The organism is Gilliamella sp. Lep-s35, from assembly GCF_009795845.1.
In the GTDB taxonomy this organism is placed as follows: Bacteria; Pseudomonadota; Gammaproteobacteria; order Enterobacterales; family Orbaceae; genus Gilliamella.
The window spans coordinates 41,787-54,865 of record NZ_WTEX01000004.1; the positions used below are offsets into that span (position 1 = coordinate 41,787).

Consider the following 13,079-nt stretch of genomic DNA (forward strand, 5'->3'; position numbering starts at 1 on the left):
AAATAATCAATAATATTCAATAAGTTGAGTTTAAAAAAGAGATGCCTTGTGTATTTTTGAGTTTTGTTACTTACACTTAATTTGATATTAACCTACGCAATAGGTTTATCTACTGCGTAGCTGCTTAAAGCATAATATTGTTTTTAGATTTTTTAATCCAGATGACTAAAAAGAGTGTTCGCCCTGCGCTAAATAAAATATAAGAGAGCCATAACCCATGGTTGCCCCAAATTGGCACAAATAGATATTGTGCAATGAACCATAGCAATAGCGCTAAAATCATTGAGTCGCGAATGGACGATGTGTAGCTAATACCTGAAAATACGCCATAATAAATAAGCCCACCAGCAACCACAATAGGGAATACAATAAGCCAGTATTGATATTCAATACATAGGTTAATAATGTCGGTTTGATTAGTAAGCAACCGAATAATCATTGAATCAAATCCCAACCAAATTGCTATCAAAACAACAGGACAAATAAGGCACGATAGCAATGACCAACGTAGTGTTTGATTGTATAACGTGATGTCTTTTGTTCCCTTAGCTTTACCACTAAAAACACTCGATGCATTGGCAAAACCATCAAATAAGTAAGCCATTAAATAGTGGATTTGAAATAAAACCGCATTAGCGGCTAACATTTCAGTACTAAAACGAGAGCCTATTGAGATAAAATGATTGGTAACAATAAGTAAACAGATAGTTCGAATCATTAAATTGGTATTAACTAAAATTACCCCTTTTAAAGATTGCCAAGATAATATGGCTTTGAAATCTGTTTTTTGCTCAGTTTTAGGTAGATAGGCATAAATAAACCAAATACCCAATAGTGTACAGATAATTTGTGCGCTAAGCGTAGCAAAAGCGACACCTTGAATATCAAAATGAAAGCCCCAAACAAACGTGGCAGCCATAACAATGTTAAGTAAATTGATTAATACTTGCAAAAACAAAACCGCTTTTATTTTTGCCATGCCCATTAACCAACCCACTAAAACATAATTGATTAAAACAAAAGGTGCTCCCCAAATTAGAATAGTAAAATAGGTGTGGGCGTGGTGTTTTACTTCTTCATTTGGTTTTATCAGCTGCATGGCGCTATTAAATATTAGGCTTTGAAAAATAATAAAAACAATGCCTAATAAAATGGCAATAAAAAGCGGACGAATAAGCGAAGATCTTAGTAAAATAGGATCATCTAAAGCTTGCGCTGAAAACCCTGTGGTGCTGACTCGTAAAAAGCCAAATAGCCAATAAATAGTATTAAAAATCACGGTGCCCACAGCAATACCCGCAATAAAGGCGGGGTTAGGTAAGTGACCAACTAAAGCAGTATCAACCACACCCAGTAGTGGCGTGGTGATTGTTGAAATAATAAAGGGGATAACTAGCGCAAGGTAGTTTTTAAAATGGTATTGTTTGTTTGAATTTGAAGATGTGGTCATAATCTAAAATCCTAAAATAGATTCAAGAAGTTGTTTAGAATAAGGATGATTGACTTGGCTTAATTGAGAAATATTGTCCACCTGTTCAACAATTTGTCCTTGATAAAAAAAGATCACCTTATCGCACAAATAAGTGATAGTCGTTAAATCATGAGTGATAAAAATCGTGGTTAGGTTTAGCTGTTTTTGTAAATCTGCCAGTAAAGATAAAATTTGAGTTTGTACGGATATATCTAACGAACTGACTGCTTCGTCAAATAGAATAAATTTAGGCGAGCAAGCAATCGCCCGTGCAATACAAATTCGTTGCAATTGACCGCCACTCATTTCATGAGGAAAGCGATGATAAAAGGAGTGATCTAACCCGACTTGTTCCAACAGCGCATCAATTCGTTTTTGGCGTTCTTTGGCTGATATTTTTTCGTAAATATCAATAGGTTCGGCAATAATCTCAGCGGTAGTAAAATAAGGGTTAACAGATGCATTATAATCTTGAAATACGGCACTGATATCACGCCGCATTGAGGATTTTCGCCAAGCGCGTTGAGATGTATCAAATCCATTAAAGTAAATGTTTCCAGTATCTGGCTTTTCAAGCCCTAAAATCAGTTTACCTAGGGTACTTTTACCACTGCCACTTTCCCCAATAATTCCCAAACACTGACCTTGATATAGTGAAAACGAGACATCATTAATTACCGATATCTTTTTACGACCAAGTAAGCCTTGATTGGGTTGTAAAAACGATTTTTTTACATGCTCAAGCTGTAACAACGGTGGCATTTAGATTGTCTCCGAACTGGGTGTTATATAATTGGGTTGAACAACACAATTAAATTTGGCTAATAATTGCTTACGAGCATTAATTAAATATTGAGTATAATCATTTTTAGAATGATAAAAAATATGATCTCGACTTCCTTGTTCCACAATGGTGCCTTTATTCATTACCAAAATGTGATCGGCTATATGGTGAATAACGCCTAGATCATGTGAGATAAATATCATGGATGTTTTGGATTGTTGTTTAATTTGTTCAAATATTTTTAGAATATGAAATTGGCTAATTGAATCTAATGCAGTTGTTGGTTCATCGGCAATAATCAGCTCAGGTTCAAGCATAAGAGCAATACCAATCATTATTCGTTGTAGCATACCGCCACTTAATTGATGAGGGTATCGATTATAAATTTGTTTAGGATTATCAAGACCAATATCTGCAAGCATATTAAGCGTTTTAGTTATGGCTTGATTTTTACTGATTGGTTGATGAGCCAATAGCGTTTCAACAACTTGGTTACCAACACAGTAAAGCGGATCAAAAGCACTCATTGGGTGCTGTAAAATGGCCGAAATCACATTACCACGCATAAAACGTAATGTTTCGTTATTTTGTTTTAACAAATCGCCATTTTGTTGTAACTTGATTTGTGTTTTTTTTGGGGAAAACAGGATTTGCCCTTGAACTGAAAAATAAGGTTCTAACAAGCCCATAATCGCTTTGCATGTTAAGCTTTTGCCACTACCGCTTTCACCAACTATACCTAAACATTGATGATGTTTTAGATGAAACGAAATATTATTTAATAGTGGCTTGCTGTTATCTAGTGTTACGGTGAGATTGTTAACTTGAAGCAATGTGTCACTCATGCTGTTTTTTCCTTTGGATCTAAAATATCTCGCAAACAATCCCCTAGCATATTAAATGCAGCAACCACAATCAAAATAGCCATTCCTGGAAAGACCATCTGCATCGGGTGCTGAATCATTACGTTTTTGGCTTCGCTTAACATCAATCCCCATTCTGCGGTGGGTGCTTGTACGCCTAATCCAATAAAAGAAAGTGCCGAAATGTTTAAAATAACCCACCCTGTATCAAGTGTAGCAAGCACAACAAGTTCAGACATAATATTAGGTAGCAAGTGGCGCCGAATAATAAAAAAATGAGGCGCACCAATTGTGCGTGAAAAAAGAATATAGTTTTTACGGCTATACTTGATTACAGAACTACGAATCATTCGGCTATACCAAGCCCATTTGACAACAATATTAGCAATAATCACGTTTTCAATACCGACTCCAAGCACGCCGACAATGGCTAGTATCATTACCTGACTTGGAAAAGAAAGCATAATATCGCAAAGGCGCATAATACATTCGTCAAGTTTACCTCTATTATAGCCCGAAATAAGCCCAATGATGGTTCCAATAACAATTGTTATTGCCATGGTCAATATCGACAAAAATAGTGTTGAGCGAATGCCATAAAGTAACCGAGAAAAGATATCTCGACCTAAATGATCACAACCAAACCAATGCTGAGCAGAAACCGCTGCATATTTGCGCACAATGCGAACTTTATTGGGATCAAATGGTGCAATATAAGGGGCTAAAATACCTAAAACAATAAACACACCAATAATCGTTAAACAGCATAATGCCATTTTATTGTTGAGCAGTTGCTTAAATTGGTTCATGAAAGACTACCACTCTCTTTTAATCGTGGATCGAGTAATAGGTGTAAAACATCCACAATAAAATTACAAACAACAAATAAAATAGCCATCAATAAGATATAAGCTTGAATAACAGGGTAATCTCGATTCATTATTGCAGAAATACACAACCGCCCAAGCCCTGGCCACGAAAATATATACTCAACGACAAACGAACCCGCAATTAATTGCGGAATGGTCATACCTAATGCGGTGATGGTGGTTTGTAATGAATTGACTAGCACATGTTTTAAAATGATTGTGCGTTCTTTTAATCCACGGCTACGAGCATAAAAAACAAAATAATTATGCATGTTTTCAATCATGTTATTACGAATAAATCGAATATAAGTAGAAATATACACAAACGATAATGTAATTGTAGGTAAAACTAAATTTTGCCAAGAACCATAACCATTAGTTGGCAATAGATCAAGATAATTGGCAAATAACCAAATAAATAACAGCCCCAGCCAATAACTTGGCATCGCTGTGCCTAAAAAGATAATGATGCGCAAAATCCGATCAAACGCAGAATTGGCAAAAATGGCACAGAGTATGCCAAAAATTAAACTAATTATAAGCGTAAAAATAAAGGATGATGTAGCTAAAATAAGTGTTGGTTTTAAACAGCGGATCATCTCATCCCAAACAAATCGGTCACGATGAATAAATGAACGACCAAAATCAAGATGAAAGACGTTATACAGCCAGTTAAAATAACGATACCAAAAAGGTTCATTTAAACCAAGCTCTTGGCGCATACTTTCAATGGCTTCAGGCGTTGGCATGATTTCGTTTAGGCGTAATGCAACTTCGGCAGGATCTGAAGGCGCTAAATTAATCAGCAAAAAAGCAATAAATGAGATACCGATAAGAATCGGTATCATCATAATTAAACGTTTAAAAATATAATTTAACATTGTTATTAAATAATAAAATCAACAACCTAATAATGCATTTTATCAAATGGAATATCAAATTGTGACGGTGCAAATTCAATGCCTTTTAATGACTTAATGGCAATAGCTCGGTTACGTTCATAAGTTAAAGGAATGTATACCGCTTCGTTATGAAGTGTTTCTAGTACATAGCGGTAAAGTGCTTGTCGCTCTTGTTCATCGGTGGAAATAAGCGCTTTGCTAATACTTGCGTCAATTTGAGCTTTTTCTGCTAAGCCTTGCTGAGCAATATAATCACCATAAACAGGCAACTTCATGCCAGATAAGAAAGACTGCGGATCATAAGGCATCCCCCATGAAATATCAAAAACCATATCAAAATCACCGGCTTTTTGGCGATCGCGATACCCTTGCTCTTCTTCACCGTGAATGTTTAATTTTAAACCAACTTGCTCAAATTCATCTTGCATATATTGAGCAATGGTTTTTTGCGAAGCTGTGTTGCTATCATAGTAAAGGGTGATTTCGAACGGTTTGCCTTCTTTTTGACGATATTGCTCGCCATTCACTTTAACCCAACTTGCTTTATCAAGTAGTTGCGCTGCTAAGTTGGTATCATACTCATAAGGTTTTAACCCGATATTAGCATAAGGAATATTAGTTGCCATTAAAGTATCGGCTGGCGCTTCGCTATTATTAAAAATACCTTCAGAAACATCTTTTTTACTGATGATATGCTCAATAGCTCGGCGCACATTGGCATCTTTAAGTTGTGGCCTTGTTGTATTCATCAGAACGATTCGGCTTGAAACGGGTTTTGACATTAATGTTTGAAACTTATCCATTTTAGCAAATCGTTCATACGAATCAGCATCGACCATATTTTTACCGTAAATAAGATCAATTTCACCTTTTTCAAGCGCCATCAAACGGCTTTGGTTATCAGCGATCACTTTCATTGTGACTTTTTTAATTTGCGGTTTTTTGCCCCAGTAGTTAGGGTTTTCGTTAAAAATGGCATACTGATCTTTTTTATGATCGCCTAAAACATAAGGGCCAGTACCAATATAAGATTTAACACCATTTTTAGTTTCGCCATCAATCATAGAATTTGGTGAAATAAAGCGCATTGGTCTTGTAACAGCAATTTCAATCAAAAATGGGTAGTAAGGTTCGGATAGGTTAACTTGTAAAGTATAATCATCTACGGCTTTGATTTCGGTAATTAGGCGTACCATTTCAAGCCAAGTATGACGTACTTTATTTGAAAGCACCGCATCCCAGTTTAGTTTAGCGCTATGGGCATCAAATTTAGCACCATCACTAAAAGTAACATCTTTTCTTAACTTAAAAGTATAAGTTTTACCATCGTTAGTAATGGTCCAGCTTTCAGCTAGCCAAGGCGAAAAGGTACCATCCTCATTGTAATGAACTAGCGACTCATAAAGCATATTTTGCGCCCACATTTCGCCACCATAAAGATGTGGGTTCAAATCACGAATATCACGAAAGTTTGCAAAAGTAATATCATCTTTAGCAAAACAGTTAAGACTAAGGGTTGTTAAAAGCAAAGCAATAAATAAACGTTTTATACCGCTAAGATTAAAATGCATACAAAATCCATTAATTATCATTATCAAAGAGAAAATAGTAGCATAAACACAAATGATAATAAATATCATTTGATTTTTTTATTATAGATCTCCTGAAAAATATTATTTATAGAAAAACGCTGAGTTATTTACACATCAATAATTAAAATAACTCTCTAAAAACGCATAAGACGTTTTCCCTTGAATCGCTAAATAATTGCTGATTATACTAAATCCCAATTCAAAATTCGTATCACGATTTCGATTATCTTATTTGTTTGTGAATAGGCTAGTTTGATGAATTTCTGATTGGTACAGTAGGGTATTACGCAGTTTACTTAAACAGACATTTTATCTAAACAAATAAAGATTGCATCATTTTGTCAAAAAGTTTCAGGAGTGTACTACGTTTATGTAAAAAACTATTTAAATAGGTAGGATAACACATTTGATGTAATAGCGATTTTGTTTATAAAATTAGTTAAGCGCTAATATTATTTAAATAGTCAGACATTTATTATTGAATTGCTTTATAATGGATATGAATAATTTATTTTTCATTTTAGGAATATTTCATGTCATTTGACTCTCTTGGTTTAGATACCGAGATTTTAAAAGCAATTCACGAACAGAACTACACAACACCAACTCCCATTCAACAACAAGCTATTCCCGTTATTTTATCAGGCAACGATCTGATGGCCAGTGCGCAAACAGGAACAGGAAAGACGGCTGGCTTTGGTTTGCCCATTTTGCAAAAACTGTTTATTCAACAAGCTCAAAATAGCAATAAAGCAGGTGCCCAAAAAGGCAAACGTCCGTTATATGCCTTGATTTTAGCCCCAACGCGTGAGCTGGCTGCGCAAATAGGCGAAAATATCCGCTATTATAGCCGTTATTTGCCCATTCGTTCGTTAGTGGTCTTTGGTGGTGTGAGTATTAATCCACAAATGATGAAGTTACGCGGTGGTGTTGATGTTTTGATTGCAACACCAGGGCGCTTGCTTGATTTAGTACAACAAAATGCGGTGGATCTTGCTACTGTTAAAATGTTGGTGTTGGATGAAGCCGATCGTATGTTAGACATGGGCTTTATTCATGATATTCGCCGTGTGATCGCTAAGTTGCCTAAAAAACGCCAAAATTTAATGTTTTCAGCAACATTTTCAAGCGAAATAAAAGCCTTAGCCGAAACAATTTTACATTCACCAAAATTGATTGAGGTTGCTAAAACCAATAGTGCTTCAGAGCAGATCACGCAATATGTACATCGGGTTGATAAACGTCGTAAGCGTGAGTTACTTTCTTATTTAATTGGTAAAAATCAGTGGCAACAAGTGCTAATCTTTACTCGCACCAAATACGGCGCTAATCATTTGGCAGATCAATTAACCAAAGATGGCATTAAGGCTGCTGCAATTCATGGTAATAAAAGCCAAGGTGCTCGCACTAAAGCGTTAGCCGATTTTAAAACAGGGCAAATTAGGGCGTTAGTGGCAACCGATATTGCTGCTCGTGGGCTTGATATTGAGTTATTGCCTTATGTTGTTAATTATGAATTACCACAAGTTGCTGAAGATTATGTGCATCGTATTGGTCGAACAGGACGTGCGCAAAATCAAGGACAAGCTATTTCATTAGTTTGTATTGATGAACTTCCACAACTAAAAGCGATTGAAAAGTTGATTAAAAGGTCAATTCCTGAGCTAACCACACAAGGATTTGAAGTCGATCCTAAAATAAAACCAGAGCCTGTTAAAAAATCGTCAGCAAGGCGAACTGGGCCAAAAAGAGCAAGTTCAACAACAAACCGATCGTCGCAACCGAAGCAAAATAGTGTAAAATCCGCTAACAGACAACATTATACTAGAAATAAACAAACGAATATTTAATAGAAAAGAAGGAAATGATTATGGTTAATCGTAGTAGACGTTTACGAAAAAAATTACACATCGACGAGTTTAAAGAATTAGGTTTTACTGTTAGTTGGTCTTTTGACGAAGGTACAACTGAAGAAACCTTAGATAATATTGTTGATCAATTTATTCTTGAAGCTATTCAACCAAATGGTTTAGCTTATGAGGGTAGTGGTTATTTGAATTGGAAAGGTATTATTTGTACTCAAAAACTCGGCAACTGTACTGATGAACATCGTGACATTGTCACAAAATGGCTTGAAAGTCACGGCTTAAAAAATGTCAAAACCAGTCCACTTATCGATATTTGGTGGGATGAGTTAGAGTTTTAATTTGCTAAGCAATTAATTGAAATAAGTTAGCCACTGATGTGGCTATTCCTCGTTAAACTTTATTAAACTTTATTAATCTTTATTAATCTTTATGAAATAATTACTGAATTTATTTGTTTTTTCCTATATCCTAGCCTCGTTATTAATTCAATTATTATAAGTGGTATGTTTTTTAATTAATATCATAAATATTAATTGATGGAGTTTATAAAAACAGCAAATTAAATAATGGATTGCAATATAAGATGGATAATGATAGAATGAAGGTGATAACAAGCACACAAGCACACAACAAGGTTTGAACAACTAAAATTATCTCTAAATAAACTCTTAAAGCGTTTATTATCTGTTTATAGTAATTTGTCTAAAGGTATTAATGATTATTTAATCTTCATAAAAATAGTACCTATTGGAATGAAGACTTTAGCTTTTGGGTTGCTTATCTTGTTAGGTATTAACAACAGCTATGCCGCTTTATCAGCGACGAGTTCAGCAGTGATTCATGGTAATTCACCTTATATTAGATTAAATGGTTCTGCAATTAATGATTTAACCGATCTGTTAAGTTTTGAAAAAACGAATAGTTCGAAAGGCTTAATGATAATTACTCCATCGAACAATGAAGTTATTTATGCTCATAGTGGAGACAAATTTAATCAATTTATTACAAAAGTTGTTGCTGATGGACAACCAAATCATTTGTCAGATATTGTGGGGGTAAGTTATGCTGATGATGATGGTGATTTCGCTCATTTAACTATGGGAATAACAGGTACTTTAACTGCTACTTGGCGATATCAACAGCCAGATGGTACGATAAGAACGTTATCTGCTGATGAATTAAAAAACAAATTAGATTCATGTCAAAGCCATATCAATTGACGATTAGTGCTAGTAATGTTAAGGTGCAATCTGAATATGGCATACCATCTGAACATGCTTATGGTAGTCTTAGTAAAACGTATACAATAAAAGTTGATGATTTCAAAGTTTGCTATATAAAACCTGCTAGTTTACAAATTTATGATGCTTCTGGTGTTGGTGAAAACACATGTACTAATAAAGAAAATTGTAAATTTGTTGGCGGTTATAACCCTAGCGTTTTCTTCCCTAATGAGGGGTTTTCGGCTTTGGCTCCTACTAAATTCCCCACAACGGCTTTTGATCAAGCAAAATTCACTTTAAGAATGAGTAACAAACAGAGTGATTATATTTATACATCAAGTAATCCGAATTTAGTCTCAATAAGTAATGTAGCAGGAAGTGAAGGTGTTGTTACCTTTAATTCATCCGTTCATCCCAATTTACCTTTTAATGTAACCTTAACAGCAAGGACAAAACCCAATATAATAACGCCTTCAAAAACGTCTATTTATTCTTTTACCATTAATAAATGGATACGAGCACTTCCTCCAACACAATATAAAACAGAGCAGTATTTAGATACTGGAAATGGTATTTTCCCTGCAGCTAATGCTTGTGCTGGACGTGATTTAGGGATGATTAGTGCAGAAGAAGCGGCAAGTTATTTTTATTCACCAATGGAACTTAGTAATGCTCCAAGTGCATCGACAGCTGTAACAGAGAATGGAACTGGATCATTTCCTAAATGGGTGCATAATCAAAAAGCTAGATTATCTCGAGATATAGATGGGACGTTTTATGGTGAGTGGGGGAATTTGTATAAAGGATATCCTCAAAGTGGTTTTGATTTATCTCGAGGATGCACTTGGAGTAGTCAGGCGTATACAAATAGAGTTATATTTGGCATTAATGTCCAAAATGGTTATGTTGGTTATAATGTGCTTAAAAATAATGGATGCACTCCCGTTTGTCGAAAATAGCATCGATAAAAAGATACTTTATCATTGAATGAAAATTATTAATATAACAGGAAATAGCCACATTATTATTAGTGGCTATTTTTATTTATAACTGATTATTCAATCCCTTGGCTACGCAAGTAATCCTCATAATTACCTGTGTAATCAATGACTTTTTCAGCTGTAATTTCAACAATGCGTGTTGCCAATGAACTAACAAATTCGCGATCGTGTGAAACAAAAAATAGCGTGCCTTGATAAAGCTCTAATGCCATATTGAGTGATTCAATCGATTCCATATCTAAATGGTTAGTTGGTTCGTCCATAACAATAATGTTAGGACGTTGCATCATCAATTTACCAAATAACATACGTCCTTTTTCACCGCCAGATAGGACTTTAACTTGCTTTTTAATATCATCTTGTGAAAATAACAATCGACCTAAAATACTACGTACAGCTTGCTCGTCGTCAGTTGGCTGCTTCCATTGGCTCATCCAGTCAAATACCGTTAAATCGCCTTCAAATTCGTATTCGTGATCTTGAGCATAATAACCAATATTGGCATTTTCAGACCATTTTATATCGCCTTGTTCGGGAATAAGCTCGCCCATTAGCGTTTTTAATAATGTGGTTTTACCAATACCATTAGTCCCTAAAATAGCCACTTTTTCGCCCACTTCGACCATTAGGTTTAAGTTTTTAAATAGTGGACCATTATCAAAACCTTTGGTTAGCTTTTCAACAACAAGCGCATTACGGAATAGTTTCTTATCTTGTTCAAAACGAATAAATGGATTTTGACGGCTAGAGGCCTTGACTTCTTCTAATTTGATTTTTTCAATTTGTTTTGCGCGCGAAGTTGCTTGTTTTGATTTAGACGCATTGGCACTAAATCGACTAACAAAAGATTGTAGCTCACTAATTTGTGCTTTCTTTTTGGCATTGTCGGCTAACAAACGCTCTCTCGCTTGCGTTGATGCGGTCATGTAATCGTCGTAGTTACCTGGATAGATGCGCAATTCACCATAATCTAAATCTGCCATATGGGTACAGACCATATTCAAAAAATGGCGGTCATGCGAAATAATAATCATGGTGCTTTCACGTTGGTTTAGGGTGTCTTCAAGCCAGCGAATTGTATCAATATCTAAGTTATTGGTTGGTTCATCAAGCAATAATATATCAGGATTTGAAAATAGGGCTTGTGCCAATAATACACGCAGTTTCCAACCAGGAGCAACTTCGCTCATTAAACCATAGTGTTTTTCAATTGGAATACCAACGCCTAATAATAATTCACCCGCACGAGCTTCGGCGCTATAACCATCCATTTCGGCATATTGGGTTTCCAAATCAGCGACCTTAAAACCATCATCTTCACTCATTTCAGGAAGTGAGTAAATGCGATCACGTTCTTGCTTAATCTGCCATAATTCGGTATGCCCCATAATTACGGTATCAAGCACGGTAAACTCTTCAAACGCAAATTGGTCTTGGCGTAACTTACCTAATCGCTCATGTGGATCTAAAGCAACATTGCCAGATGTTGGCACTAAATCGCCACCAATAATCTTCATAAAAGTTGATTTACCGCTACCATTGGCACCAATTAAACCATAACGATTGCCATTACCGAATTTAACCGAGATATTTTCAAATAATGGCTTACTGCCAAATTGCATTGTGATGTTATTTGTACTTAACACTAGAATTTACTCTCTTTAACATGCGCTTTACTCACAAGTAATAATTAGCCTTTGAGTAAAGTCGCGGAAATATCAATTGGCGCATATTATGCCATAATAAAACTTGTTTGAGGATCTTTGATTTGTTGCTATAGAATAAGTTAGGTTTAGTTTTTAATTCATTTATTTTACAATCAAAATATAAGCATGATGAATTAACAAATAGACAAAATAGATTAGGTACTAGTAAAGTGATATTATAATGTGTAGAAATTCCTTGCGTTGCTTACTGATTTTTTTGTTTTTTTACTTAAACACTATGCTTTTCTGAAACTTTTTGACAAGAGTTGAGCTGTTTTTCTTTGTTTAGGTAAAATGTGTGACAATCATATTATTAATCAATAAGTTTACTAAATAGATCCGCCACAAACGAATGGGTAAGCCGAGAGAGTGATACAAACTTAGAATTGAGATGCGGTATAATCAACAAATATTTAGTGATGCAAAAGATAGAAAATAAAAATTTATTTTGTAATATTTACGAAGCATCAAGACAATTTTGTTGAGTTATACAATTTGGAGCGGGAAACGAGGTTCGAACTCGCGACCCCGACCTTGGCAAGGTCGTGCTCTACCAACTGAGCTATTCCCGCATAGGTAAGAATTGGTGCCCGGGGCGAGACTTGAACTCGCACGGCCAAAAAGGCCGAGGGATTTTAAATCCCTTGTGTCTACCGATTTCACCACCCGGGCTCAAAACTAATTACTGAAAGTAATTGCGCTTTGAATGGTGTGCATTTTACCTATCTTATCATTTCAGTCAACAAAAATTTTAAATTAATTGTTTAATTGCTCAATGTTTGACTTGTTATATATTGAAA

At 35.2% G+C, this 13,079-nt stretch carries 11 protein-coding genes and 2 tRNA genes; 4 read left to right on the top strand and 9 right to left on the bottom strand.

Annotated features, from left to right (window positions below):
- Positions 1-124: 124 nt before the first annotated feature.
- Genes GQ590_RS02740 through nikA form a run of 6 tightly spaced genes read right to left on the bottom strand, consistent with a single transcriptional unit; the run spans position 125 to position 6,460 of the window.
- Entirely contained in the window at positions 125-1,450 is a 1,326-nt protein-coding gene (locus GQ590_RS02740; protein ID WP_160406396.1) for an MATE family efflux transporter, read from the bottom strand.
- A gap of 3 nt (positions 1,451-1,453) precedes the next feature.
- Positions 1,454-2,233 (bottom strand): ABC transporter ATP-binding protein, encoded by a 780-nt coding sequence (locus tag GQ590_RS02745; protein ID WP_160406397.1) that lies wholly within the window; start codon positions 2,231-2,233, stop codon positions 1,454-1,456.
- Positions 2,234-3,100: an ABC transporter ATP-binding protein gene (locus tag GQ590_RS02750; RefSeq protein WP_160406398.1), complete on the bottom strand. Its 867-nt coding sequence runs from the start codon at positions 3,098-3,100 to the stop codon at positions 2,234-2,236.
- Positions 3,097-3,927, bottom strand: a complete 831-nt coding sequence (gene opp1C / locus GQ590_RS02755; RefSeq protein WP_160406399.1) for a nickel/cobalt ABC transporter permease — start codon at positions 3,925-3,927, stop codon at positions 3,097-3,099. The genes GQ590_RS02750 and opp1C overlap by 4 nt, the downstream gene beginning before the upstream one ends.
- Entirely contained in the window at positions 3,924-4,868 is a 945-nt protein-coding gene (gene opp1B, locus GQ590_RS02760; protein ID WP_160406400.1) for a nickel/cobalt ABC transporter permease, read from the bottom strand. The genes opp1C and opp1B overlap by 4 nt, the downstream gene beginning before the upstream one ends.
- A 26-nt stretch (positions 4,869-4,894) precedes the next feature.
- Positions 4,895-6,460 (bottom strand): nickel ABC transporter substrate-binding protein, encoded by a 1,566-nt coding sequence (nikA, locus tag GQ590_RS02765; RefSeq protein ID WP_160406401.1) that lies wholly within the window; start codon positions 6,458-6,460, stop codon positions 4,895-4,897.
- Positions 6,461-7,014: 554 nt separating this feature from the next.
- On the opposite strand from nikA, the gene GQ590_RS02770 reads away from it, so the two are divergent.
- The 4 genes from GQ590_RS02770 (at position 7,015) to GQ590_RS02785 (ending at position 10,531) form a co-directional block, all read left to right on the top strand.
- Positions 7,015-8,331 carry a DEAD/DEAH box helicase gene (locus tag GQ590_RS02770; protein WP_160406402.1) on the top strand — a complete coding sequence of 439 codons (1,317 nt, stop codon included), beginning with the start codon at positions 7,015-7,017 and terminating at the stop codon, positions 8,329-8,331.
- Between the two features lie 17 nt (positions 8,332-8,348).
- Positions 8,349-8,687, top strand: coding sequence for a YggL family protein (locus GQ590_RS02775; RefSeq protein WP_160406519.1), 339 nt, complete (start codon positions 8,349-8,351; stop codon positions 8,685-8,687).
- A gap of 414 nt (positions 8,688-9,101) precedes the next feature.
- On the top strand, positions 9,102-9,569 hold the full coding sequence (locus GQ590_RS02780) for a hypothetical protein (protein ID WP_160406403.1): 468 nt from the start codon (positions 9,102-9,104) through the stop codon (positions 9,567-9,569).
- Positions 9,548-10,531, top strand: coding sequence for a hypothetical protein (locus tag GQ590_RS02785; protein ID WP_160406404.1), 984 nt, complete (start codon positions 9,548-9,550; stop codon positions 10,529-10,531). Before GQ590_RS02780 ends, GQ590_RS02785 begins: the two co-directional genes overlap by 22 nt.
- A gap of 95 nt (positions 10,532-10,626) precedes the next feature.
- On the opposite strand, the gene GQ590_RS02790 is transcribed toward GQ590_RS02785, so the two are convergent.
- The 3 genes from GQ590_RS02790 to GQ590_RS02800 all read right to left on the bottom strand — a co-directional run bounded on the left by GQ590_RS02790 (position 10,627) and on the right by GQ590_RS02800 (position 12,951).
- Entirely contained in the window at positions 10,627-12,219 is a 1,593-nt protein-coding gene (locus tag GQ590_RS02790) for an ABC-F family ATPase (RefSeq protein ID WP_160406405.1), read from the bottom strand.
- A 556-nt stretch (positions 12,220-12,775) separates the two neighbouring features.
- A tRNA-Gly gene (locus tag GQ590_RS02795) sits at positions 12,776-12,851 on the bottom strand.
- Positions 12,852-12,863: 12 nt separating this feature from the next.
- Positions 12,864-12,951: transfer RNA gene (locus tag GQ590_RS02800), tRNA-Leu, on the bottom strand.
- Between the last annotated feature and the right edge of the window lie 128 nt (positions 12,952-13,079).